This window comes from Pseudomonas sp. P135 (genome assembly GCF_020312125.1).
Taxonomy (GTDB): Bacteria; Pseudomonadota; Gammaproteobacteria; order Pseudomonadales; family Pseudomonadaceae; genus Aquipseudomonas; species Aquipseudomonas fragariae.
On sequence record NZ_JAGPYR010000023.1, the window covers coordinates 1 to 26,801 of the forward strand.

Genomic DNA, 26,801 nt, shown 5'->3' on the forward strand with positions numbered 1-26,801 from the left:
GGACTTGAGCGTCGGGTCGACGATGGTGTGCGGCAGGCCGTCCTCACCGTTGAGGTATTCGGTCTTGTGGCCCAGCGCATCGATCTCGGCCACGAGGTTGCCTTTGGCATCGTAGTTGGCCTTCCAGGTACTGCCATCCGGGTAATCGACCTGAGTGATCAGCGTCGTCAGGTGGTGGTACTGGTAGCGAATACTCCGGCCCAGCGGATCGGTCTCCTTGAGCAACCGAGCGAACTCGTCGTACTCGAATGCCAGCTGGTTGCCATCGGGCAGGGTCAGCCCGGTCATGTTGCCGGTGTCGTCGATCTCGATAACGTAGTGATCGCCACTGTAGTCGCGGCTCGAGGTGACGCGATGGTCCTTGTTGTAATGAATTTCCAGCTCGCGCCCCAATACGTCGGTGACCCAGGTGGTGCGGGCCTCACGGTCGTAGCGGAAGTGGAAATGTTCGCCATCGCTGGTCTGGTGTTCGACGACACGCGGCTGGCCGCCGATGGTTTCCCAGCGGTACTCGCATGTCAGGCCCAGTGCGTTGCTGTGGCGGGTCATGACGCCATCGGTGTAACTGAAACGGCGCACTGAATCACCGTTGCGGTTGAACACCTCAGCGAGCTGGCCGTTACTGTCGTAGTGGTATTGGACCAGAGTTTCGACAGCCTCGTTGTCGACAATGCGCTTGACCGAGGTCAGGCGTGTCGTCACTTCGTCGTAATGCAGGTGCACACGCACGCCGCCCGTCGCGCTGATGTCGGTCAGCGTGCCTTGTTCGGTGCGGGTGAAATGCAGGAAGTGACCGAGTGCGTTTTCGATACGATCCAGCGGGACCGGCTGGTTGTCGTCAGGCACTTCGCCGAAGTAGAAGAAGATGTTGTCCAGCGTCTGCAGCAGGTAGTGACCACCCTGCGTGCAGACCAGATAAACCTGTTCGTGAGGGTTGTAGATACGCTGGCCGGGCGCTATGTCCACGAACGGAACGGTGCGGCCCTGGTTGTCCGTAAGGTAGAGGAAGCTGCCGCGCTTGCGCAGGCTTTGCTCCCACGGCAGTACCCAGCCTTTGCCGAGTACGCTGTCGACATTCAGATTGCTGGCGTAAAAACGCGACCATTCGATGGGCATCAGGCCGGGCAGGCTGAAGTCGATCTCATCCGGGATCAGCTTGCGGCCAGTCGTGGTGTCGACCGGATTGCCGCTCAGGCCGCCGATGGCACTGCGCATCACAGGCTCAACCACATAGCGACTGCCCACTTCGCCGGCGACGAAACCTGCGGTGAACTTCAGGGCGCAGGGCAGCACCGCTTTCATGCCTGCCTGCGTTCCGGCCTTGATCAACTGGGCGATACCACCTGCCGCACCCGCCACGGCCATCAGTACATCGACGGTAGTGCGCAGCCAGCCTGGAATTTCGTCGTCCACTGGCAGATAGCGATACCTGCCGCCGCCGATGAATACGTTGTCGGAGCCGCCGGAGATGGTCGCGCCACAGGTCAGTTTGTCGCCTTTGCGCGCCGCCGCCACACTGTTGATGAAGACGTTGGTCGAACCCTCGGCAATCTTGACCGGCCCTGGATGTTTGTCGCAGGCACCAATGCTTTTTTCAACATGCGCTGCCTTGCGGTTGTTGATGTATACATTGGGTGAGGCCGTGATGATCGTGCCGGAAGGGGAGGAAAACATACTCCCTATGGCCTCTCCTGCGGCGGTGAGCAGGCTACCTCCGACGCCTGCTGCAAGTCCTGCCAGAAGAGCCACGCCGAACCCGCACGTGAAGGTTGCGATCGCCACCGTCGCAATGAGCGCAATACCGAGCACAGCCCCGATCAGGAAGCCCCCCAGGGCGCCGGTATGCGATACTTCGTCACCAAAGCGTGCTGCTTCGAACATCTCCCCTACTCCCACCTGGCCATAGCAGAAAACCCTATGAGGCAACCCGAAGAGCGGGTGATGTATTGCGGCGCTTGATAGTCCATTTAGGTTGTCTGTCCTTGAACTCTATTGGTCTAAGTTCGGTCAGCCTCAGGCCAACTTCATCTACTGCGACATACCTTACGCGACTGACCCACTGGATTTCTGCGACACAGTTCGAAAAAGATACAACAATAGCTGCAGGCCTACTCGGAAAAATGCCATTTCCTACGTCCCAAACCCACCCCCACACCCTTGCCACCCCACCCCTGCCACGCTAACCTCCCCGCCGTTCGCTGCAAAATCAGCGGCTGGGTTTGGCGACCCAAAGAAAAGACAAAAATACGCTCCATCGCGAAACAGCAGATCCTGTCGGCCTGCATGTCGCGCTATGGCGGCTGTGCGCGGGAGATCTTCGGGTCTGCCGGGGTTTGTCTTTTTGCCCGGTTCGCCAACCTGCACACAGCTGCCACCCAATGTTTGGCGACAATCCGTGGCGGCTCTCGATAACCAAAAAGAGCGTCACCCATGCAAAATATCGTTCTCAGAAACACCCATACCCCCCATTTCGAAGCCACCCTCTTCCTCCGCCACAGCCGCACCCTTCGCGCCATTTTCAACGAATCTCAAGCCTGGTTCTGCCTCGCCGACCTTGCCCGTCTGATGGGCAGGGCACTGGATGAGCGCGCCACGCTCAAGCTCGATGCGGATCAGCGTCGCGAGGTCTGGCTGGAAGCTCATGGCGAGTGCCAGCGGCAGTTGATGATCAGCGAGTCTGGCGTGCTGGCGCTGCTGGTTCATCATTACGTGCCGGAGAACCGCGCGCTGCGTCAGTGGCTGACGCATGAGGTGCTGACGACCTTGCATGATCAACAGAACGTCACGCTGGATAACCCCAGAATGAGCCAGCTGCAATGGCCCGGCACATCGCTGAGCGTGCTGCACTGGCGCAGCGAAACCTGGGTTCGCTTGCGCGACATGCCGAATGTGGTGGCCGAGGCAGCTCCTCGTCCGAAGCGGCCGTTATGGCGCAGGATGTTGAAGCGCATCAACACAATGCGCACTGCCGCCTGACCGGTACTGCCTGAACCCCGTTGACACCCTTCCCAGCAAAAAACATGATGCATCCACCCTAAAAACCGGAATGCACTCATGGGCGACAAGAAAAAGCTTTTGCTGACTGGCGCAAGCCGGGGCATTGGTCATGCCACGGTCAAGCATTTCAATGCCGCTGGCTGGGAGGTGTTTACCGCGTCGCGGCAGAACTGGGTCGATGATTGCCCGTGGGCTGAAGGTCTGCTCAATCACATTCACCTGGACCTGGAAAACATCGACAGCGTCAGCGAGAGCATGGCGGCAATCAAGGACAAGCTCGGCGGGCGGCTCGATGCGCTGGTCAACAATGCCGGCGTTTCACCGAAGACCGAGGACGGCGGGCGCATGGGTGTGCTGGAGTCGGATTACAGCACCTGGATCAAGGTGTTCAACGTCAATCTGTTCTCCACCGCGCTGCTGGGTCGGGGTTTGTTTGACGAGTTGAAGGCAGCCAAGGGCAGCATCATCAATGTCACCTCGATCGCCGGCTCGAAGGTTCACCCGTTTGCAGGCGTCGCCTACGCCACGTCCAAGGCGGCACTGTCGGCGCTGACCCGGGAAATGGCCTTCGATTTCGGTCCGCACGGGATACGGGTCAATGCCATTGCGCCGGGTGAAATCGATACGTCGATTCTGTCACCCGGCACCGCCGAGATTGTCGAGCGGCTGGTGCCGATGCACCGGCTGGGCAAGCCCGAGGAAGTCGCCTCGCTGATCTACTTCCTGTGTACGGCTGGCGCGTCCTACGTGAACGGTGCGGAGATTCACGTCAACGGCGGCCAGCACGTCTGACTCAACGTGTGCCGGAAACGCTCTCCGGCACGCGTCGCACGCCCAGGCGACTGATCCACACCGACGCCACGATCACCCCGCCGCCGATCAGCAGGCGGGTGAAGTCCTCATGCTGGTTCCAGATCAGCAGATTGATCAACAGCCCCAGCGGCACATGCAGGTTATTCATCACCGCCAGTGTGCCGCCGTTGACCATGCACGCGCCTTTATTCCACCAATACATGCCCAGCGCCGTCGAACACAGGCCGAGGAATAGCAGCACGATCCATTGGGTCGGCGCCTCGGGCAGGTGTTGCGGGTTGCCGAACATCAGGAACGCGGGCAGGACCACCGCCAGTGCGCCGAGGTAGAAGTAGCCGAAGCGTCGGTAATGCGGCAGGTCGCTCGGGTGGCGCGCCACCAGATGCTTGTACAGCACCTGCCCGGCGGCGTAGGTGAAGTTGGCCAGTTGCAGCAGCAGAAAGCCGCCAAGAAAGTCGCCGTCCAGGCCATCGTAACGAATCACGCCGGCGCCCAACACCGCGACCACTGCCGCCAGCAATGCCCAAGGGTTGAAGCGTCGATTCAGCGCATCTTCGATCAACGTCACGTGCAGCGGCGTGAGGATGGTGAATAGCAGCACTTCCGGCACCGTCAGCACCCTGAAGCTCAGGTACAGGCAGACATAGGTCACGCCGAATTGCAGCGCGCCGATCAGCAGCATGCTGCGCATGAAGCGGGGTTCGACCTGACGCCAGCGGGTCAGCGGAATGAATACCAGACCGGCCAGCACCACGCGGACCAGCACCGCGAAATAACTGTCGACGTGCCCGGCCAGATAGACACCGATCAGGCTGAACGAAAACGCCTGAATCAGTGTGACGAAAAGTAGATAACCCATGCCCGCCCCCCATTTTTGAAGGGCGCGACCATAGCGGTTGCGTCACTCACTGTCCACTCGACGGCCGCCGCTTTTTGACGCCAAGCCGTCGCCGCGCCCCGCGTTACCCGTCACAAATATGACAGTCGCATTATTGACGTACATGTCGTCGGTTTCGACGAAAATATAGCCCATATCGGCAACTTTTCCACAGAAAAAGGTCTTATCATCCCGGCGCTGCAATATTGACTTAATTCATCCACATTCGTCGTCGCCTGGAGTAACACCATGATATTCAACACAAAAGACTTCGGAGCACTGGGCGACGGCGTCACTGACGATACGGCAGCCATTCAGGCCGCAATCGACGCAGCTGCTGCGGCAGGCGGCGGTGAAGTGGTCATGGGCGCCGGAACGTACGTCGTGTCCGGTGGCGAGGAGCCTTCGGATGGCTGCCTGATGCTCAAGAGCAACGTCACCCTGTCGGGCGCAGGCATGGGCGAGACGATCATCAAGCTCGCGGATGGCTCGGACACTAAAGTGACCGGCATCGTGCGCTCGGCCTATGGCGAAGAAACCCACGACTTCGGCATGAAGAATCTGACGCTGGACGGTAACCGCGACGCCACCACCGGCAAGGTGGACGGCTGGTTCAACGGTTACATTCCAGGCTCTGACGGCAAGGATTCGAACGTCACCCTCGACAGCGTCGAGATCAAGGATTGCTCGGGCTACGGCTTCGACCCGCACGAGCAGACCGTCAACATGGTGATCAAGAACAGCGTGTCGCATGGCAACGGCCTGGACGGCTTCGTGGCCGATTACCTGAGCGACAGCGTGTTTGAAAACAACGTCGCCTATGACAACGATCGCCACGGCTTCAACGTGGTCACCAGCACCCACGACTTCACCCTGAGCAACAACGTTGCCTATGGCAATGGCAGCACCGGCATCGTGGTGCAGCGCGGCAGCGAGAACATCCCCTCGCCCGCCAATATCACCATCACCGGCGGCGCGGTGTATGGCAACGCTGCAGAAGGCGTACTGATCAAGCTGTCCAGCCAGGTCTCGGTCAGCGGCGTGGACATCCACGACAACGGCAACGCCGGCGTGCGCATTTACGGCAGTTCCGGGGTGGATATCTTCGATAACACCCTGAGCAACAACGCGCTGGGTTCAGCGGTTCCGGAAATCATCATTCAGTCCTACGACGACACCTCGGGCGTGTCCGGCAAGTTCTTCAGCGGCAGCGACAACCTGATCCGTGGCAACACGATCACCGGCAGTGACAACTCCACCTACGGCGTCGCCGAGCGTAACGAAGACGGCACCGACCGCAACAGCATCGTCGGCAACACCATCAGCCACACCAGCAAGGGGCTGACCCTGGTGTATGGCGATGGCAGCTTTGCCGGTGATGAGTTCCCGCTGGTGACGGTCAATGGCACCGAGGGCAACGACGTCATCACCGGTGGCGCAGCCCACGAGCAGATCTTCGGTCTGGCCGGCAAGGACACCTTGAGCGGCGGTTCGGGTGACGACATCCTGGTCGGCGGTGCCGGGGCCGACAAGCTCACCGGCGGCGCGGGGGCCGACACCTTTCGCTTCGATCAGTTGACCGACAGCTACCGGACGGCGACCGCCAGCGCGACCGATCTGGTCACCGACTTCGACATCAGCCAGGACCGCATCGACCTGACCAACCTGGGCTTCACCGGGCTGGGCAGCGGCAAGGGCGGTACGCTGAACATCAGCTACAACGCCACACTGGACCGCACCTACGTCAAATCACTCGACGCCGATGCCAGCGGCAACCGCTTCGAGCTGGGCTTGAGCGGCAACCTGAAAGACACGCTCAATGCCAGCCATTTCATCTTCCAGCATGTCGTGGAAGGCACGGCGGGCGGCGATACCCTCACCGGCACCGACGGCAATGACGTGCTCAACGGCAATGCCGGTACGGACCGCATCGACGGCGGCGCGGGCGCCGACACGATCACTGGCGGAGCCGATGCCGACACCCTGACCGGTGGCGCAGGCGCGGACCTGTTCATCTACAACTCGCGCCTGGACAGCTATCGCAATTACACCGCCAGCGGCACCAAGCAAAGCGACACGATCACCGACTTCAACCCGGCCGAAGACCGCATCGACCTGTCCAGCATCGGCCTGCGCGGCATAGGCGATGGCAGCGCCAACACCATTTACCTGTCGGTCAATGCCGACGGCAGCAAGACCTACATCAAGACCGATGCGGTCGACAGCACAGGCAATCGCTTCGAGATCGCCTTGCAAGGCAACCTGGCCGACAAACTCAGTGCGTCCAACTTCATCTTCTCTACCGCCTCAGCCGCCAATCAGGCGCCAGTCCTCAACACGCCGCTGATGGACCAGAACGTTACCGAGCTGAAGGCGTTCTCCTACGCCGTGCAGCCCGGCAGCTTCAGCGACCCGGACAGCGACACGCTGACCTACAGCGCGACCCTGGCCGATAACAGCGCCCTGCCCGACTGGTTGAAGTTCGACAGCAAGACCCTGACCTTCAGCGGCACACCGGGCGGCACGGCATCCGGGCTTTACTCGGTATTGCTGACTGCGAGCGACGCCACCGGCGCTTCGGTGGCCGACAGTTTTGCCATCAATGTGGGCAACGTGACGCCGGGGATCCTCACCGGCACCGAGAACGCCGAGGCGCTGTACGGCACCGAAGGCAACGATACGATTCTGGGCCTGGGCGGTGACGACACGCTGCGTGGCGATACCGGCGCCGACATCATCAACGGTGGCGCAGGACGCGACGCCCTGTACGGTGGCGCCGATGCCGACACGTTCGTCTACAGCGCACTGACCGACAGCTACCGCGATTACGACGCTGGCGGCCTGACTGCCACCGACACGATCTATGACTTCACCCCCGGTCAGGACAAGATAGACGTCTCCGCACTGGGCTTTCTGGGGCTGGGCAACGGCGAAGACCACACGCTGTACATGACCCTCAACGAAACCGGCGACAAGACCTACATCAAGTCCGCCACGGCGGATGCCGACGGCAATCGCTTCGAGATCGCCCTGAGCGGCAACCTGATCGACACCCTCACCGACGCGGACTTCGTATTCGGCCAGCGTGAGGCGCAGGAGATTCTCTACCTGCCGACCCTGGGTCAGTCCAACGCGCGCCTGCTGCGCATGACTGAAGACGATAACCAGTCCGGCACCTCGGAAATGGTCAAGGACCTGACCCGCTACACCGATTACGACGTGCGCAGCCAGTTCACCGACGCCAACGGTGATGGCATCGACCTCGCCGTAGGCGGCAGCACCGTGGTCGGCTACTCGACCGGTACTCAGGATGAACAGCGTGTTTCCTGGTGGCTGGTCGACACCGATGAGCCGGGCCCTGCGCTGTTGCGCGCCACCGAGTTGCTCAAGTCGCAACTGGCGTCGCTGACCGCCATCGACAAAGTGACCACCGGGATCATCTGGGGCCAGGGCGAAGAAGCCGCTCAGGAAATCGCCCGCGCCACCGACAAGCAGGCGGCGGCCGAGCTGTACAAGGCCTCGACCCTGAAAGTGTTCGACTACCTGCACGCGCAGATCGGCGACTTCACCGTGTACATCGCCGAAACCGGGCACTACCAGACCGACGCGGCCAAGGCGCGTGGTTACACCGACGAAAAGATCAACGCCATTGTCGAAGGCGCCGGGTACGTCAGAAGCGTCCAGGAAGCCATTGCCACTGAGCGCGCCGACGTCAAGCTGGCGGTTGACTACACCGACCTGCCCCTGCGTTACGAGGTCAACCCGCTGGTTTACCCCGATGACGTCTGGCACTTGCATGAAGAGTCCGCCGAGATCGTCGGCCAGCGTCTGGCCGATTTCATCGCCGATGACCTGGGTTTTCAGGGCAACGCCGCTGACAACAGCGACCCGGCGGCCATTTTCGAGAGTGGCCAGAACGAAGGTGGCCATATCTTCGGCACCAGTGACGACGACACGCTGGTCGGCAGTTCCGGCAATGACGTGCTGGACGGCGATCAGGGCGCGGACGACATGAGCGGCGGCGATGGCAACGATATCTACGTGGTCGACAACGCTTTCGATACCGTCACCGAAAGCAACGACTCGCCCTCGCAGGTGGACACCGTGGTGTCGTCTGTCAGCTGGACGCTGGGCGCCAACGTGGAAAACCTGGTGCTTACCGGCGTGTCTGCGATCAACGGCACCGGCAACGCCGTGAAAAACGTCATCATCGGCAATGCCAGCAACAACATTCTCGACGGCGCTGCAGGTGCCGACATGCTGACCGGCGGCGATGGATCGGACAGTTATTACGTCGACGATGCCGCCGACCGGGTGGTCGAGACCAATACCGATGCGCAGGTGGGCGGCGTCGATACGGTGTACAGCTCGCTGGCCAGCTACACGCTGGGGGCCAATCTGGAAAACATCGTCATCAACAGCAGCGGGGCTGCCAACGCCACCGGCAATGCCCTGGATAACCTGATTTACGCAGGCGCTGGCGACAATGTCATGGACGGCCGCGACGGCAATGACACCGTGTCGTATCTGTTCGCCACTGCCGGCGTCACCGTTGCGCTGAACACCAGCGCTCAGCAAGCCACCGGCGGCTCGGGTCTGGACACGCTGAAAGGCACTGAAAACCTGATCGGCAGCCAGTTTGCCGACACGCTGACCGGCAACAAGAACGCCAACACCCTGAGTGGCGGCGATGGCAATGACACCTTGTCCGGTGGCGCGGGCGACGACGTGCTGATCGGCGGATCAGGCGCGGATACGCTGATCGGTGGCACCGGCGCAGACCACTACGTGTTCAATGGCATCAGCGATACGGGCCTGGGCGGACTGCGCGACATCATCAATGGCTTCAAGACAGTCGAAGGCGACAAGCTGGACTTCTCCGGCTTCGATGCCCGCCCGCTAACCGATAGCCACGATGCCTTCGTGTTCATCGGCAACGCGGCGTTCAGCGCCAACAACAGCGGTGAGCTGCGTTTTGCCGACGGCGTGCTGTACGGCAACATCGATGACAATATCGGCGCGGACTTCGAAATCCAGCTCACGGGCGTGCAGACGCTGCAGGCCGCCGACATCATTGTCTGATCGTCGCAAAGCACATCACTCATAAACAGCCCTGGAAACAGGGCTGCACTCTCAGAATATCTGCGAAAGCGACCGGGGTAAGTGACACCCACCACAACCCCGGTCAATCACTAACGCGTTGCGCAAAAACGCGAAGCCTTTGTGCCCCCACCCACAAATTTGTCTTATCCATAAGAGCGCTCTACTCTCAGGCGGGCTGACAGCTGAGCCTGATTCGCAACTTTATGATGCTGCGATTGAATCGGGATGAGACGTCGAGACCCTTGCCTGCGCCAACCTGCACACGTCGGGTGCGCGGTGCCTCCGGCCCGTTGATGAACACCACCGAACATTTGGCGTCTACTTCACCGTAGTTGTTGACGGTGATTGACCCGGTATCGTGATAGACGTCGTGGGCAACATAATCGATCTTCACGTCCTGGTACTGTTTTTCCACCTCGATGGGGTACGCCAGGGCCGTCACCGGCAACATGACCAGCAGCGCACAACACAGTCGATTCATTCGGCAATCTCCGAGTCGGGATTGTCAGAGTAGAACAACAAGCCCGTATTTAAAGAGGAATTACAGCATGAAAGCGCCCCGCGTGACTCTCGACCAGTGGCGCACATTGCAGGCCGTGGTCGATCACGGTGGTTTTGCTCAGGCCGCCGAAGCGTTGCATCGCTCGCAATCATCGGTGAGTTACACCGTGGCGCGCATGCAGGAACAGCTCGGCGTGCCGTTATTGCGTATCGACGGGCGCAAGGCGGTGCTGACCGAAGCCGGTGGCGTACTGCTGCGCCGTTCGCGGCAGCTGGTCAAACAGGCCAGCCAACTGGAAGACCTCGCGCACCATATGGAACAGGGCTGGGAAGCGGAAGTGCGCCTGGTGATCGACGCGGCGTACCCTTCGGCACGTCTGGTCAAGGCGCTGACCGCGTTCATGCCGCAGAGCCGCGGCTGCCGGGTGCGACTGCGTGAAGAAGTGCTCTCCGGCGTTGAGGAGGTCTTGCTCGAAGGCGTGGCGGACCTGGCCATCAGCGGCTACAGCATTGCCGGGCATCTGGGCACCGAGATGAGCTCGGTCGAGTTCGTCGCCGTCGCGCACCCGGACCACGCCCTGCATCAGGCCAATCGCGAACTGACCTTTCAGGACCTGGAAAGCCAGTTGCAGGTGGTCATCCGTGACTCCGGCAGGCAGCAACCCAGGGACTTCGGCTGGCTGGGCGCGGAACAGCGCTGGACCGTCGGCAGCCTCGGCACCGCCGCGACCTTCGTCAGCAACGGCCTGGGCTTCGCCTGGCTGCCACGGCACATGATCGAGCGCGAACTGCGCGAAGGCTTGCTCAAGCCCCTGCGCCTGGACAAGGGCGGCAGCCGTAACCCGACCTTCTATCTTTACTCCAGCAAGGACCGGCCGCTGGGCCCGGCCACGCAGATCCTGATCGACCTGATCCGCAGCTTTGACACAACCCCGCTCACCGCTGCACTCGGCACGCCGCAAAACGCCTGACCGGAGCAGGCACGTGGCGCTCTTCGCGCAGTCAGGGCTGTCTGCGGCACTTCAATCACACGCGGCTGGAATTCATCGCCAGCAACGCAGTCTGAAAATCCTGTGCGGTCCATGGACGTGCAGCCTGATCGCCTGAAGTGCTGCAAACCCGCCAATACGCTGGGCAAAAAAAGCCAAACGTGGTTACCTTGCCGGTCACAGTCGATATCTCTTAATGAAGGACGTGTTGCCACATGCTGAAAAAAATCGCTCTCGCCGCCTGCTCCGTGCTGTTCGCCGCCAACCTGATGGCTGCCCCGGATAAAGCCACGCACGTGGTACTCGACACCAGTTTCGGCCAGATTGAAATCGAACTCGCAGACACCAAGGCGCCGGTCAGCACCCAGAACTTTCTGGGTTATGTCGACAGCGGCTTCTACACCAACACCATCTTTCACCGGGTGATTCCGGGCTTCATGGTGCAAGGCGGTGGCTTCACCCCGCAGATGGTTCAGAAGCAGACCAAGGATCCGATCAAGAACGAAGCCCAGAACGGTTTGCATAACGTCCGCGGCACCATTGCCATGGCGCGTACCTCGGACGTGAACTCGGCCACCAGTCAATTCTTCATCAACACCAACGACAATGCCATGCTCGACAACGGCGCACGCGACTTCGGTTACGCAGTGTTCGGCAAAGTCGTCAAGGGCATGGACGTCGTCGACAACATCGTCAACGCCCGCACCACTACTCAGAAAGGCATGCAAAACGTGCCAGTCGACCCGATCCTGATCAAGTCCGCCAAACGCGTCAACTGATCGGGAAACCTGCACCGCATGAAGCCTTGGGCTTCGTGCGGTCCGGACGGGAGAGCCTCCACTTATCAAGGAGAACCCACGTCGCGTGGGTGTGATAGCCAATGCTTTATCGTCGTTTCGAAAAACTGATCGATATCTTCAAAGACGCTCCTACCGCTGCCCCGCCCAATACCGTCTTCGCGTTCTACCTCTACTACCTGCGTCAGGTATGGCCGACGTTCACCGCGCTGCTGGTGGTCGGGCTGATCGGTGCGCTGATCGAAGTGTCGCTGTTCAGCTACCTGAGCCGCATCATCGACCTGGCGCAAACCACGCCGCCGGAGAATTTCTTCAGTATTCACGGTTCCGAGCTGATCTGGATGGTGGTGGTGGCCCTGCTGCTGCGGCCGATTTTCGTCGGCCTGCATGACCTGCTGGTACACCAGACGATCAGCCCCGGCATGACCAACCTGATTCGCTGGCAGAACCACAGCCACGTGCTCAAACAGAGCGTCAATTTCTTCCAGAACGACTTCGCCGGGCGTATCGCCCAGCGCATCATGCAGACCGGCAACTCGTTGCGTGACTCGGCCGTGCAGACGGTGGATGCGCTGTGGCATGTGCTGATCTACGCGATCAGCGCGATGGTGCTGTTCGCCGAGGCCGACTGGCGCCTGATGATTCCGCTGGGCACCTGGATCGCGGCGTTCATCCTCTCGCTGATGTATTTCGTGCCGAGGGTCAAGCAGCGCTCGGTGGATTCGTCCGATGCGCGCTCCAGACTGATGGGCCGCATCGTCGACGGCTACACCAACATCACCACGCTCAAGCTGTTCGCCCACACCAACCACGAGCAGCAGTACGCGCGCGAAGCGATGCGCGACCACACCGAAAAGAGTCAGCTGGCTGGCCGCGTGGTCACCTCGATGGACACCACCATCACCACCATGAACGGCATACTGATCGTCACCACCACCGGTCTGGCCCTCTGGCTGTGGACCCAGTCCATTATCTCGGTGGGTGCGATCGCGCTGGCCACCGGTCTGGTCATCCGCATCGTCAACATGTCCGGCTGGATCATGTGGGTGGTCAACGGCATCTTCGAGAACATCGGCACCGTGCAGGACGGCCTGGAAAGTATTTCGCAGCCCGTCACGGTCAATGACAAACCCGGCGCCCTGCCGCTGAAGATCGAAAACGGCGGTGTCAGGTTCGACGGCGTGGATTTCCATTACGGCAATGGCAACGGGATCATTCACAACCTCAACCTGGACATCAAACCGGGTGAGAAGATCGGCCTGATCGGGCCTTCCGGCGCGGGCAAGTCGACGCTGGTGAACCTGCTGCTGCGCATGTACGACGTGCAAGGCGGGAGAATCCTCATCGACGGCCAGGACATTTCCGAAATCACCCAGGAAAGCCTGCGCGCGCAGATCGGCATGATTACCCAGGACACCTCGCTGCTGCACCGCTCGATTCGCGAGAACCTGTTGTATGGCAATCCGCACGCAACTGATGAACAGCTCTGGGAATCGATCCACAAGGCCCGCGCCGACGAGTTCATCCCGCTGCTGTCGGACTCCGAAGGTCGCACCGGCTTCGACGCCCATGTCGGTGAGCGCGGCGTCAAGCTGTCCGGCGGTCAACGCCAGCGCATCGCGATCACCCGCGTGCTGCTCAAGGACGCGCCGATCCTGATCATGGACGAAGCCACCTCGGCACTCGACTCGGAAGTCGAAGCAGCGATTCAGGAGAGCCTGGAGACGTTGATGCAGGGCAAGACCGTGATCGCCATCGCGCACCGCCTGTCGACGATCGCGCGCATGGATCGCCTGGTGGTTCTGGAGAAAGGCCAGATCGCCGAAACCGGCACGCACAGCGAACTGCTGGCGCATGGCGGGCTGTATGCGCGGTTGTGGCAGCATCAGACGGGCGGGTTTGTAGGCGTGGATTGATAGGGCGAGGCTGCCGGCCTCTTCGCGAGCAAGCTCGCTCCCACAAGATCTGCACACGCCATAAGATCTTCAGGGGCAGTGATCTCCCCGCTGCCCCGCCTGTCGGTCAGGTGTACACCGCACTTGTGAGAGCGAGCTTGCTCGCGAAGAGGCCAGTGCAGTCGCTGAATATCTGGGTAGCTACTCACCTGTCGGTCAGGTGTACACAGAAGTTGTGTGAGCTTGCTCACGAAGGTGCCAGTGCAGTCGCTGGAGTCTTCTGGGTAGCTGCTCACCTGTCGGTCAGGTGTACACCGAACTTGTGCGAGCTTGCTCGCGAAGGTGCCAGTGCAGTCGCTGGATGTCTTCTGGGTAGCTGCTCACCTGTCGGTCAGGTGTACACAGCACTTGTGGGAGCTTGCTCGCGAAGAGGCCCGTGCAGTCGCTGGATGTCTGCTGGATAGCTACTCACCTGTCGGTCAGGTGTACACAGAAGTTGTGTGAGCTTGCTCACGAAGGTGCCAGTGCAGTCGCTGGATGTCTTCTGGGTAGCTACTCACCTGTCGGTCAGGTGTACACCGCACTTGTGGGAGCGAGCTTGCTCGCGAAGAGGCCCGTGCAGTCGCTGGATGTCTTCTGGCCGGTTACTCCGTCTGCCGATACGGCAGCGCGCTGCGCGCTTCCTCGGCATAGGCCAGTACGCCGACTCGCTCCTGCTCCAGGAACTCGCTGACCGCGTCTTTCAGGCCTGGGTGCATCAGGTAATGCCACGAACGGGTGATCTGCGGTTCGAAGCCGCGGATCAGTTTGTGTTCGCCCTGCGCGCCGGCGTCGAATCGTTGCAGGCCGTGGGCGATGGCATAGTCCATACCCTGATAGAAACAGGTTTCGAAATGCAGCCGGTCAAACTCGGCCAGGCAGCCCCAGTAACGCCCATAGAAACTGTCGTCACCAATCAGGCTGAAGGCCATCGCCACAGGCCGTGAGCCCTGCAGCGCGATGACCACACGGATCGATTCGGGCATGCGCTCGGCCAACAGGCTGAAGAACTCACGCGTCAGGTAAGGCGCCTGCCCACGCACCTCGTAGGTATTGGAGTAGCACGCATAAACGAAGTCCCACAGCACTTCGCTCATCTGCGCGCCCTCGAGCCATTCAAACTCGATGCCCTGCCCCGCCACTTGTTCACGTTCCTTGCGCATCTGTTTGCGCTTGCGTGAACTCAATGCGTCAAGAAAGTCCTGAAAGTCCCGGTAACCCCGGTTATGCCAGTGAAACTGGCAACCGATGCGCTGCAACCAGCCCGGCTGGGTTTCAAGCAAGGCATCGGCCGCCGGATCGGTAAAGTTCACGTGTGCGCTCGACAGCCCCTCACGTTGCAGGTATGCCGGCAGCTCGCCGAGCAACTCGATACCGCCCTGAGGCGTCGCGGACAGAATCCGCGAACCGCCGACCGGGCTGAACGGCACGGCCACCAGCAGCTTGGGGTAATAGGCGATGCCGGCGCGACGGCAGGCGTCTGCCCAGGCGTGATCGAACACGTACTCGCCATACGAATGCCACTTTCGGTAGGCCGGCAATGCCGCCACCAACTGATCGTTTTCGTAGTGCAGCACATGTTCGGCACGCCAGCCCGATCGTGGCCCGAGACTGCCGCTGTCCTCCAGCGAGCTGAGAAACGCATGCCGCAGGAATGGCTGATTGCCAGGTACCAGCGCATCCCACTGGGCAGGCGCAACGGTGGCGAGGCTGTCGATTACGTGAACAGGCATGCAGGTTCCCCGATAGGCTGACAGGGTGAAGAATATCCCTTATTGAGGCGTCATGTTCACCGCCTCGGCAATCTGCCTGGAAAGAGTGATCGCGAAATCATTGAGCGCCTGCTCACGCTCACTGGAGATCAAGCCAATCTGCTCGAGGTACTGTTGATCGGATTGCCGGTTTGGCGGCAACTCATCCAGGAGGGTCAGACGCTCGCTGAAGGGCTTCTTTACCCGTTCGAAATCAGAGGCGTAACGAGTTTCCAGATAACTCATCCAGAATTCCCTGGCGACCAGCGACTCGAAAAATGCCCGCGTACTTTCACGCGTGATTATTTCGCTGTGCGCATCCTGCAAATCAGCGTCGGTCACCTTCGCGATATTGCTGAACAGCATGGTTTGGGGCTGACCGGGCAGCTCAAGCCGAGCTTGCAGGCCGATACGGTAGGCCAGGCGTACTTCAGCCTCATCTACCCTGTAGCCGTGCTGCTGGCGAAGAGCAATCTCGCGCAGTGCAATTTTTTCCACCTGATCCAGACGGTCCAGGCTCCGGCTCATCTTGAACAACTCCAGTGGCTGCGCGGCGTGTGGCGTGGACGACATGATCGAGAACACCCGCACGCGTACTTCCATGTCGCCAAAGATCAATGCAAGTCCATCGCCACAGGTCTGAGGGTGGGCGGCAATATCGAATAACTGGAGACGCAACTCTGTACTTGCCGAGGCCGCGTCTATCATTGCCCAGACTCTTGCGGCCAGTGCTTCATGGTTAGTTGAAAAATCAGCCGAGTACGTCAGGTCGCCCAGCATCTGAAAAAAGTCCGTAGAACCCGCGCAGGCTCGCAGATCCTGCCAAAGCCTGGTACGCACAGCCGCCTGCTCACTGCTCAGACCTGCAAGCCAGGCGGCACTGCCAGGTCCGGCTTCAAGTGGAGAACGGTTCTGGCTGACACCCAGCCGCGGCCGCGTCCTGCCCTCGAGAAACAGTCTGATGCTAGCCAGCGTTGGCGGAGTCAACGGGTTGCCACTCAAATGCAGGTGAAGGCGGGTGGAACTGAGCGAGCGCTCGATATTATCAAGCTCCTCGATCGATATTTCCGAGATGCGATTATCGCGCACATCCAGACGAATCAAGTCAGACCTGCGCCAATTCCACACTGGCAACGTTTCAATGCCTGTAGAACGCAAAAACAGCATACGTAACGAGTTGAGCGCTGTGAGACGCGCCTGCGATCCAAGCGAACAATAGTTGAGATCAAGAACCTCCAGTCGGCGCAGATTCAGCAAAATGGCGTTGCAGGCGGCTGTCCAGTTCAAGGGGTTATGGTTGAGCGACAGCTCTGTAAGCAGTGTCATTCTTCCTATCGACTCTGGCAGGGATTGCAGTTCATTGAAGCCCAGGCCCAACGACCGCAGGTTAGGGAAGTTGTTCAGCAATGCATCGACATGTGCAGGGGTAAGCTGCATGTTCCGCGCTTTCAACTCAGCCACATGGCCAAAGCTGGCGGTTATATCCGGTATTTGCTCTACTCGCAGGTTATCCAGATCAAGCGTGTAGCCTAAAAACTCCCCCTGAAGACTGATGCTGTGAACGCTGAGTCTTCTCCAGCAGCCATGAAGGCGCCTCGCCGCGACCTCCCTTGACCTGCGCTGCAACGAGGACGTCGCTTGCGCTATCCAGGCATCCAGAGTGTTTTGCAGGGTGCGTAATTCATCAGCAAGACCGCGCAGCCTTCGCTTGACGAACCGGGGCAGTTGCCTGGCCGACCCGGTGTGTTCGGCGCGCAACTCGTCAAGGAAGCTCGCCACCTGAGCATCGGAAAAGTCCGGGTATAAACTTTTCACGGCAAGCTCCGGCGAGTGGCTGGACGCGCCAATACCCAGGCGACGAAACAAGCCGCGCAACCGTCCACTCAAGGGATAGCCAATGCGGCCATGGGGCAGGCGTTGCGGCCATTTGATACCCGGCTTGATCGGCTGCAATTGCAGAACGGCAGCCATCCGCTCACGTCGCTGAACCGCCGTATTGCGCAACAGACTGCGCAGTTGCGGCTCATCCGCGCCAGCTGGTAACTGAATGTCGAGCCGTACCTGTTCGGGAAGCGCCTGCAACAACGCCCTGAAAAACTGCTGATCGACCTCGCCGAGCGGCTCACCTGACGGTTCGAAACACTGGATCCCCGCTTCGGTGCTGACCAGCAGCCGATGCATTGAGGCCTGATCGCTGTCGAGACTGGCGATTTCGTCGCCCTCCAGCGAGTCCTTCAACAGATCGATCGAAACCTCACCCCGCCAGCCTGGCAGGTACTGCAGCATGCCCAGCGCCGCAGCCTGCGTGTCCAGATTGTCGGTTACCGCCCGATAGAAGCCTTCGGTGGCGCGGTTTATCCGCAGTTGCTGCTGATACTCGCGGGCATGCTCGGCCAGCGCCAGAGGAATGCGTTTTTCCGTGGTCATTCGCGCTTTGTCTGCATCGCTGGCCATGCCGATGAGTTCGAGCGCCACGCTGCTCGGCAAGCTGCCGAAGTCGCGCTGTATCAGTTGCACATGCGGGTCGTCGCTGCGACCTTCGAGCAGTTGAACGTCATCCAGCAGGCGCCCCACGTGCGTCTGGGCGTAATCGCCCAGATAGCGTTTGAAGCCGCGCAGTTGAACGGCCTTTTCGGCACTGTCGCTCCCGCTCAAGCGAGTGACTTCATCGGCGGGCAGACTTTCCAGCAACTGGCCGAGCACTTGACTGAGGTGCCCGGTCGGCCCGGCGACATGGGACGACAGTGTCATCTGCGATCCCGCGTTCCAGGCTTCCAGCAGCGCCCCTTGCGCGTCGAGCAGTAACAGGCCGCGGGTCTCATGCCAGCGTGGTGACGACACCAGCAGTTTCAGCCACGGCTCAAGATGAGCAACATGAACCTGCGGCACATCATCGGCCTTCAGGGCTTCGATACAGACGTGCAACTGCCGTTCTGTTGCAACGCGCTGAATGGCGTCTTTCAGCAAGGCCGGAGGCCGGAGGTTTTCGACATGTATCTGACGCAGCAAGGCCTCGTTGGCGCCGGTAATCTGCAGGACTTTGTGTATATCTTCTTCCGGCAGCGCATGACACGTCGGGTTCAGGCGCCTGAACGCCGTTACCTCGTCCCACCCCATGGGGTTTTCCCATTCATGGCGCCATGCGCCAGCACCGTTGTGCTTGAGCCTTGGCGCGTACGAACGCTCATTCACCGGATGCCTGACGCGCCATTGGCTGCCGTCTGCATCGGACTCGACACAATACAGTTTGCCGTCCAGTGGCAGCCAGGTCTTGCCGTCGTGCTCATAAAGCCCAAGGGCGTTGCTGCTCAGGTTGTCGGGCAGGGAGACCGTATGGGCATAGGCATCGATGCTCGGCTTGCCGAGGCGCACCGCCCCATCGACACGCCTTTGCACCAGACTTTCGATGAACATCGAGGGTTGCAGCCCGTTCACCGCAGCCACGACGCCGCCTGCCACCAGCATCTGTGCAACGTTTTCGCCGATGTCGTAGACATGTTGCATGGCGTCTTCGACTTCATCGTGCTTCCAGTCTTCGTAAGCAACGAACGCTTCGCTGGCAAGCTGATAAAGGGCGACCACCGACATGATTTCACCCAGCACCGGCACAAAGAACCCGGCCACGTTGAGCAGGTTCATGCCATTGTTTTCAAGGCTTTCGATCAGTGCATCGTGAGCCTGCTGGTCGACCTGTGCGGATGGCACCGCGATTACTTTTGAGTCGTCATAGGTTTTGGCCAGCAACTGCTCGTACAGCCGCTCGAACGGTGGCTTCGAGAATGGCTGTGCCTGCACGACCAGGTCGGCGTCGGGGTCCAGCGTGCGGTCCCCGGCGGGATACAGCCGCGCATCCAGTTTGGCAAAAAATGCCGGAGCCTGGCCGAGACTGACGAAACGACTGAAGTAGCGTCGATAGTGCCTGCTGTCCAACGCCGTCACCAGCCAGGCGTTGAAGGCCCGCAGCGACGCAAACTGCTTGACCGGATGCGCAGGCTCGGCAGGCAGGTAGACCAGACAAGGACCGTCATCGGGCTTGGCGCCGTCCTGCTGTATCAATAAGGCACCCTGTAACAGCGAGCCTGAAAACGTGTAGGTATCGAGCATGTGCAACTGGCAATAGCGCACGCCCTTGCCATCCCAGCGTGGCTGGTCAACGGACTTCACCATGTCCAGCAGGGTCTGGTACGCCGCGTCAGTGATATCGCCTTTCATCATGGCGATATGCGCAAGCACCTCGACGGCGGCCCGCTCGCTGTCCATGAACGCGCTGGCAACCGCTTGCGCAGCCGGGCCTGGCGGCTTGAACACGCTGTCCAGGTGGGTCTGATACTGACGGCCCAGATCCAGTTCATGGCAAAAATCAGCGAACTGCTCAAGATCGATCGCCTGACGGTCCCGGTATTCGACCTTGTAGCGGCGTTCGGCGCTGTCGATCAGCCAGTAACGCAGGCCCCCTGTACGCAGGATTGCCGAGTAGGGATCGAAGCGGCTTCTGTTGCTCGGAGCGAAGTTCTGCAAGGCTGCCTGAAGCAAAGTCTGCTCGAGCGGAGCCGGGTTCCAGGTGCTGTCGTAGCGCCAGGTCATCAGTTGAAAGGCTTCAACGTCGAGGTCGAGCTGGAAACGTTCGACAAACGCTTTCGACAGCAAGGGGGCTGCAAATTGCTGCGCCGATAACAGGCGGGCGCGCACTGGCTCCAGCGCCTGCGCGTAACGCCGTGCGCTTTGCTGGCTGGCATGCAGTGTCTGGCGCAATACCGTGGGCGCACCCACATACCAGTCTGGCAAGTTGAGCCTGATGAATTCGCTGTTGACGTGCTCCGCTTCGAACGGGGCGCAATCCTGTGGTCGGGGCGTTACAGAGGCGTGTGCAACGGACGATTCTATGGTTTCAAAAGGGTTGTATCTGAAGGTGAACATGGTCGATACCGCTAATGGCTTTGTGAATAGCCAATACGATAAAGACCCAACGGCCTGCACATGACATAACGGGATATGACAGGTAGCGCCCGTCTCGAGAGCGCTACCCGTCGAACGCGATCAGCGCTTGCGCAGGATCACGCTGCCGATCGAGTAACCGGCGCCGAACGAACTGAGTACCGCCAGCGCGCCTTGCGGCAAGTCATCCTGGTAGGTGTGAAACGCAATCACCGAACCCGCGGAGCTGGTATTGCCGTAGGTGTCGAGAATCACCGGCGCTTCTTCGACCGTGGCGTCGCGGCCCAGCAGCTTCTTGACGATCAGATGGTTCATGCTCAGGTTGGCCTGATGCAGCCAGAAGCGTTTGACGTCGGTGATGTTGATGCTGTTGTCCTGCAAATGCGCAGCGACCAGTTCGGCGACCATCGGGCACACTTCGCGGAAGACCTTGCGGCCTTCCTGCACGAACAGCTTGTCCGGCGCGTTCTGGCCCTCGTCCGAGGTACGGTTGAGGAAGCCGAAATTGTTGCGGATGTTGTTGGAAAACTGGGTCAGCAAACGGGTGCTGACGATATCGAACTGATAAGGCGACGTGGCAAGGTCGGCGCGCTCGACCACCACCGCCGTGGCGCCGTCACCAAAGATGAAGTGGCTGTCACGATCCCGGAAATTAAGGTGCGCGGTGCAGATTTCCGGGCTGATCACCAGCAAGGCGCGGGCCTGCCCCAGTTGCACGCTGTTACAGGCTGCCTGAATGCCGAAGGTGGCCGAGGAACAGGCCACGTTCATGTCAAACCCGTATCCGGCGACACCCAGCGCCTGCTGAATCTCGATGGAGACCGCCGGGTAGGCCCGCTGCAGGTTGGAGCAGGCAACGATTACACCGTCGATGTCGGCTGCGGTTTTGCCGGCGCGTTGCAGCGCCTGTCTGGCGGCAGCTACACCCATCTCACAGAGGATCGACCACTCGTCATTGCTGCGCTCCGGCAGGTTGGGCTTCATGCGCTGCGGATCGAGAATGCCCTGCTTGTCCATGACGAAACGGCTTTTGATACCCGAAGCCTTCTCGATGAAAGCGGCGCTGGATTCACTCAGTGCCTGCACTTCGCCACGTTCGATAGCGGCGGCGTTATCGCTGTTGAACTGTGCAACATAGGCATTGAAAGACTGCACCAGCTCTTCGTTGGAGATGCTGTTGGCCGGGGTAAACAGGCCTGTGCCGCTGATGACGACGTTGTGCACGGTCGTTCCTCTCTTATTGGTTGCAGGTAATGACCTGCTCAGGCACGGCAACTGAAGGCCCACTGTTTTCCGGACCGACGTACCCGTGCGACTGTAAAAGCTGCCCGCAACAGGCAGCAGCATTTCATGACACGGTGAAGACAGGCGCGGAGTGTGCCACAGAGCCCGGTTTTGGCGCTATCGGGCCAATGAATATAGGCACGACAGGCGCCCTTTACTTCGCGGCGTGAAGCCGCGGATCAGCTCTCCACCTGACTCCACTGCTTGCTCAACCGTTTGTCCGACACCGGCATTTTTGTGCCCAGTTGCTGGGCGAACAGCGAGACGCGGTATTCCTCCATCCACCAGCGGTACAGGGCCAGTTCCGGGTCGCGCTTGCCCTCTTGAGCGTGCTTGTCGGCGCGCGCCTGGTATTGCGCCCACAGACCTGCAAGCTCGATGCTCCACACCCGATCCTTCTGCACCTGAGCCGGGAGTTTTTCCAGACGCATCTCGATGGCCTTGAGGTAACGCGGCAGTTCCTTGAGCCATACCGCCGGGGTCTCGCGAACGAATCCGGGGTACACCAGCTTGCTCAGTTGCGCCTTGATGTCGTTGAGTGCAACGGCCTGGGACAGGTCGATCTTGCCTTTGAAGCGCTTTTGCAGACCGTGCCACAGCTTGAGGATTTCCAGCGTCAGCTTCGCGAGCCGCTCGGCATGCTCGGTCCAGTCGGCGCGCTTGCGTTCAGCCAGTGACAGCAGACCGGCACCGTCGCGCGGCAATTCGGCCTCACCTTCCAGCACGCAACTGTCGAGGCTGGCCAGCAGGATGTCTTCGATCAACGCATCGATGCGCCCCAGTTCGCGATGCAGCAAGGCCAGCTCGGTCTGCCCCGGCAATTTGTTGCGCAGAAACCTGGCGGGTTCGGCCAGCTGCTGCAACAGCAAACGCTGCAAGGCACGACGATGCTGATACTCGGCCTCGGCCTGGGTCGAGAACCGGCCTTCCTTGACCGCGCCGCCCTCTTCGACCAGCGCCGGATAAACCGTCATCGACAGCCCGGCGATGTTCTGCTGGGTTTTCTGCGCCACTGCTGCAAAGGCCTTGGCCTGCACCGGTTGCTGGCTCTTCGCGGTTTGCGGCACGGCCAGCGCGGCCTGGCTCGCCTCGGCGAAGCGCGCGGTCAGCTCGGCCAGATCACGTCCCTCACCGAGAAACTTGCCGCCGCCATCGACGATTTCCAGGTTCATCTTCAGATGGCCTTCAAGCTGCTGTGCCGCCTCGGCCCAGGCTTCGTCGCTGACCCGTACACCGGTCATGCGCAGCAGTTCACGGCCCAGCGCCTGAGGCAACGAGCCCTCGCCGAAGGTGATGCGCTGCAACGCCGCCTTGATGAAATCCGGGACCGGCACAAAGTTCTTGCGTACCGCCTTGGGCAGGTTGCGGACCAGCGCGATGCATTTGCTCTCGAGCAACCCCGGCACCAGCCACTCAAGACGTTCGGCAGGCAGCGACAGCAACAACGGCGCGGGAACACGCAAGGTCACGCCGTCACGCGGGTGATTGGGTTCGAAGTGGTAGCTCAGTGACAGGCTCAGGTCGCCCAGACGCAAGGTGTCCGGATATTGCGCGGCGGTGACTTCGCTGGCCTCGCGGGCCAGCACGTCCTCTTCACGCATGATCAGCAACTGCGGATTCTTCTGGCTTTCGGTCTTGTACCAGCTGTCGAACGTGGCCGTCTGATGAATCTCGGCCGGAATGCGTGCTTCATAGAAGCTGTACAAGGTGTCTTCGTCAGCCAGAATATCGCGACGCCGAGCCTTGGCTTCCAGTTCGTCGAGCTGTTCCAGCAAACGGGTATTGGCGCTCAGACACTTGGCCCGCGACAGGATATCGCCACGCACCAGGCCTTCACGAATGAACAGCTCGCGCGAAACCACCGGGTCGATCGGCCCGAAATGCACCGGGCGACGGCCCACCACGATCAGGCCGAACAGCGTGATCTGTTCGAACGCCACGACCTGTCCGCGCTTCTTCTCCCAGTGCGGCTCGAAGTGATTTTTCTTGATCAGGTGGCCGGCCAGCGGCTCGATCCAGTCCGAATCGATCTTGGCAACCATGCGCGCGTACAGTTTGGTGGTCTCTACCAACTCGGCGGTCATCAACCACTGCGGACGCTTCTTGCCCAACCCGGAGGACGGGTGAATCCAGAAGCGCCGTTGCCGTGCGCTCAGGTAATCGCCCTCGTCAGCCTTTTGCCCGATCTGACTCAGCAGGCCGGAAAGAATGGCCTTGTGGAATTTCGGGTAATCGGCCGGCTCCTTGTTGACCGTCAGTTGCAGGTCGCGACAGATCAGGCTCAATTGCCGATGGGAATCGCGCCATTCACGCAGGCGCAGGTAATTCAGAAAATTGCGCCGGCACCAGTTACGCAGCGGGCTGGCGGTCAGGGTCTGGCGCTGCTCTTCGAAGCCGCGCCATAGATTGACCATCCCGGCGAAGTCCGAGTCGGCGTCCTTCCATTGCGCGTGGGCCTGATCCGCAGCCTGCTGACGCTCGGGCGGGCGCTCGCGCACGTCCTGTACCGACATGGCGCTGGCGACGATCAGCACTTCCTGCAGACTGCCCTGCTTCGCCGCTTCCAGCAGCATGCGACCCATACGCGGGTCAACCGGCAGACGCGCCAGTTGGCGGCCCAGCGGGGTCAGCTGATTTTCGCGATTGACCGCCGAAAGCTCCTGCAACAGGTTGAAGCCGTCGCTGATTGCCTTGCCGTCCGGCGGCTCGATGAACGGGAAGTCGGTGATCTCGCCCAGGCGCAAGTGCAGCATCTGCAGGATGACTGCGGCCAGGTTGGTGCGCAGGATCTCGGGGTCGGTAAACTCCGGCCGACCGTTGAAATCCTCTTCGCTATAGAGACGCACACACAGGCCGGGCTCGACCCGCCCGCAACGGCCCTTGCGCTGGTTGGCACTGGCCTGCGACACCGCCTCGATCGGCAGGCGCTGGACCTTGGCGCGATAGCTGTAGCGACTGATGCGCGCCGTACCGGTGTCGATCACATAGCGGATGCCCGGCACGGTCAGCGAAGTTTCAGCGACGTTGGTAGCCAGCACCACACGCCGACCGGGATGCGATTGAAAGATACGCTGCTGCTCGGCCGGCGAGAGGCGCGCGTAGAGCGGCAGAATCTCGGTGTGCTTGAGTTGCGCCTTGCGCAGCACCTCGGCGGCATCACGGATCTCGCGCTCGCCGGGCAGGAACACCAACACATCACCCGGGCTCTTGCGCTCGCTGCGCTCAAAGGCCGCCAGTTCGTCCAGCGTGGCCAGAATCGCCTGATCGACGGTCAGGTCCTCTTCGACGCTGTTGCCGTCTTCGTCCTGCTCGCTGGTCAGCGGTCGATACCAGACGTCCACGGGGAAGGTACGCCCGGACACTTCGATCACTGGCGCATCGTTGAAGTGCTCGGAAAAGCGCTGCAGGTCGATGGTCGCGGAGGTGATGATGACCTTCAGGTCCGGACGGCGCGGCAGCAGGGTTTTCAGGTAACCCAGCAGGAAATCGATGTTCAGGCTGCGTTCGTGGGCTTCGTCGACGATGATCGTGTCGTAGCGCTCAAGAAAGCGGTCGTGCTGGGTTTCGGCCAGCAGAATCCCGTCGGTCATCAGCTTGATCAGGGTATTGCTGTCGCTCTGGTCCTCGAAACGCACTTGATAGCCGACCAGCGCACCGAGGGGCGTACCGATTTCCTCGGCAACCCGGCTGGCCACGCTGCGCGCAGCGATCCGGCGCGGCTGGGTATGACCGATCAGACCGTGCTGACCGCGACCGATTTCCAGGCAGATCTTCGGCAACTGGGTGGTTTTCCCGGAGCCGGTCTCGCCGGCAATGATCAGCACCTGGTGCTTGAGCAGCGCTTCCTTGATCTCGTCACGCTTGGCAGCGATGGGCAGGTTATCGTCATAACGAATCGCCGGCACACTTTCACGCCGCGCCGTGACCTGCGCACAGGATGCCTGCACGCGCGTGACCCACTGCGCCAGCTTCGCCTCGTCGGGCTTTTTGCGCAGGTCGTGCAACTGACGGCGCAGACGATGACGTTCGCTGATCATCGCGTGGTCGAGGTTTTTCAGAAGTTGGTCGATAGAGGGCGATTCGTCGGTCATCAGGCGCGCAGGGTCTTTTTTCAAATGGCAGATGCGGATTGTCGCAGATTGCGGTGGGTCGTGACGATGGTCTGAGGCTTGGGCGGTCTATGACGGCAACGACGCAGCATCTTCTCTCTTGCACCAGCGCATAAAAAAAGACCAAAATAGAGCACTAACTGGAGTCCTAAATCATGCAAAGCATCCTTGCAGATGTCGCGGTCAGCGTCTCTGAACTCAAGAAAAATCCGTCAGCGGTCCTGAGTGGCGCTCATGGTTTACCTGTGGCCGTCCTTAATCACAATAAAGTCATGGGCTACATGGTCCCTGCCGAGGTGTTTGAAGCAATGATGGAGAGGCTTGATGACCTTGATCTGGCCGAGCTGATCAAATCTCGCCAACATGAAAAGCCGGTGTCGGTAGATATAGATGACCTTTAAGCTTGAATTTCTGCCCTCGGCCTTGAAGGAGTGGGAAAAACTGGGCCATACCATCCGTGCTCAGCTCAAGAAAAGCTTCTCGAACGACTCGGACTACCAAGAATTCCAGGCGATGCGCTTCATGGCATGCCAGATCATTACAAAATCAAACTGCGCAGTGCAGGATACCGACTCGTCTATCGAGTCGAGGAAGATAGGGTAGTGGTAACCGTCGTTGCGGTAGGCAAGCGCGAGCGCGGGAATATTTATGATTCGGCCAAAGGCAGGCTTGGCCCTTGAGGTGCAGTGCATCTGCATTACACATCGGCAT

Annotated in this window: 14 protein-coding genes and 1 pseudogene; 8 read left to right on the plus strand and 7 right to left on the minus strand. The window is 60.4% G+C overall.

Translation table 11 applies throughout. From position 1 onward, the window contains the following. The coding region (locus tag KBY08_RS23770; protein ID WP_225651282.1) for a DUF6531 domain-containing protein at positions 1-1,881 on the minus strand (1,881 nt) is incomplete at its 3' end. 549 nt (positions 1,882-2,430) lie between these two features. Here KBY08_RS23770 and KBY08_RS23775 point away from each other — a divergent pair. Further along, positions 2,431-2,976 (plus strand): Bro-N domain-containing protein, encoded by a 546-nt coding sequence (locus KBY08_RS23775; RefSeq protein ID WP_024641236.1) that lies wholly within the window; start codon positions 2,431-2,433, stop codon positions 2,974-2,976. A 78-nt stretch (positions 2,977-3,054) separates the two neighbouring features. Then, positions 3,055-3,789 (plus strand): SDR family NAD(P)-dependent oxidoreductase, encoded by a 735-nt coding sequence (locus KBY08_RS23780; RefSeq protein ID WP_003402395.1) that lies wholly within the window; start codon positions 3,055-3,057, stop codon positions 3,787-3,789. A 1-nt stretch (position 3,790) separates the two neighbouring features. Here KBY08_RS23780 and KBY08_RS23785 read toward each other — a convergent pair whose 3' ends face one another. Further along, entirely contained in the window at positions 3,791-4,669 is an 879-nt protein-coding gene (locus KBY08_RS23785) for a carboxylate/amino acid/amine transporter (RefSeq protein ID WP_003402392.1), read from the minus strand. Between the two features lie 267 nt (positions 4,670-4,936). On the opposite strand from KBY08_RS23785, the gene KBY08_RS23790 reads away from it, so the two are divergent. Then, positions 4,937-9,769 (plus strand): M10 family metallopeptidase C-terminal domain-containing protein, encoded by a 4,833-nt coding sequence (locus KBY08_RS23790; protein WP_111522716.1) that lies wholly within the window; start codon positions 4,937-4,939, stop codon positions 9,767-9,769. Between the two features lie 187 nt (positions 9,770-9,956). On the opposite strand, the gene KBY08_RS23795 is transcribed toward KBY08_RS23790, so the two are convergent. After that, positions 9,957-10,271: a 3-phosphoglycerate kinase gene (locus tag KBY08_RS23795; protein WP_111522717.1), complete on the minus strand. Its 315-nt coding sequence runs from the start codon at positions 10,269-10,271 to the stop codon at positions 9,957-9,959. Between the two features lie 67 nt (positions 10,272-10,338). Here KBY08_RS23795 and KBY08_RS23800 point away from each other — a divergent pair, with 67 nt between their 5' ends. From KBY08_RS23800 to KBY08_RS23810, 3 genes are all read left to right on the plus strand, one after another. Beyond that, positions 10,339-11,262 carry a LysR family transcriptional regulator gene (locus tag KBY08_RS23800; protein WP_003402385.1) on the plus strand — a complete coding sequence of 308 codons (924 nt, stop codon included), beginning with the start codon at positions 10,339-10,341 and terminating at the stop codon, positions 11,260-11,262. A gap of 233 nt (positions 11,263-11,495) precedes the next feature. Beyond that, on the plus strand, positions 11,496-12,059 hold the full coding sequence (locus tag KBY08_RS23805) for a peptidylprolyl isomerase A (RefSeq protein WP_011268675.1): 564 nt from the start codon (positions 11,496-11,498) through the stop codon (positions 12,057-12,059). 101 nt (positions 12,060-12,160) lie between these two features. Beyond that, positions 12,161-13,993, plus strand: a complete 1,833-nt coding sequence (locus KBY08_RS23810) for an ABC transporter ATP-binding protein (protein WP_011268676.1) — start codon at positions 12,161-12,163, stop codon at positions 13,991-13,993. A 623-nt stretch (positions 13,994-14,616) separates the two neighbouring features. On the opposite strand, the gene KBY08_RS23815 is transcribed toward KBY08_RS23810, so the two are convergent. From KBY08_RS23815 to hrpA, 4 genes are all read right to left on the minus strand, one after another. After that, positions 14,617-15,744, minus strand: coding sequence for a GNAT family N-acetyltransferase (locus KBY08_RS23815; RefSeq protein WP_111522719.1), 1,128 nt, complete (start codon positions 15,742-15,744; stop codon positions 14,617-14,619). 39 nt (positions 15,745-15,783) lie between these two features. Further along, the gene (locus tag KBY08_RS23820) at positions 15,784-20,679 is read right to left on the minus strand and encodes an NEL-type E3 ubiquitin ligase domain-containing protein (protein WP_024640257.1); all 4,896 of its coding nucleotides are present in this window, start codon (positions 20,677-20,679) and stop codon (positions 15,784-15,786) included. Between the two features lie 120 nt (positions 20,680-20,799). Then, positions 20,800-21,921, minus strand: a complete 1,122-nt coding sequence (locus KBY08_RS23825; RefSeq protein ID WP_011268679.1) for a beta-ketoacyl-ACP synthase III — start codon at positions 21,919-21,921, stop codon at positions 20,800-20,802. Positions 21,922-22,160: 239 nt separating this feature from the next. Beyond that, complete coding sequence (gene hrpA, locus KBY08_RS23830) at positions 22,161-26,072, minus strand: ATP-dependent RNA helicase HrpA (protein ID WP_111522720.1); 3,912 nt, start codon at positions 26,070-26,072, stop codon at positions 22,161-22,163. A 173-nt stretch (positions 26,073-26,245) separates the two neighbouring features. Here hrpA and KBY08_RS23835 point away from each other — a divergent pair, with 173 nt between their 5' ends. Continuing rightward, positions 26,246-26,491 carry a type II toxin-antitoxin system Phd/YefM family antitoxin gene (locus KBY08_RS23835; protein WP_003402372.1) on the plus strand — a complete coding sequence of 82 codons (246 nt, stop codon included), beginning with the start codon at positions 26,246-26,248 and terminating at the stop codon, positions 26,489-26,491. After that, positions 26,481-26,770 (plus strand): annotated as a pseudogene (locus KBY08_RS23840) (type II toxin-antitoxin system RelE family toxin). Before KBY08_RS23835 ends, KBY08_RS23840 begins: the two are co-directional and overlap by 11 nt. Positions 26,771-26,801 lie beyond the last annotated feature (31 nt).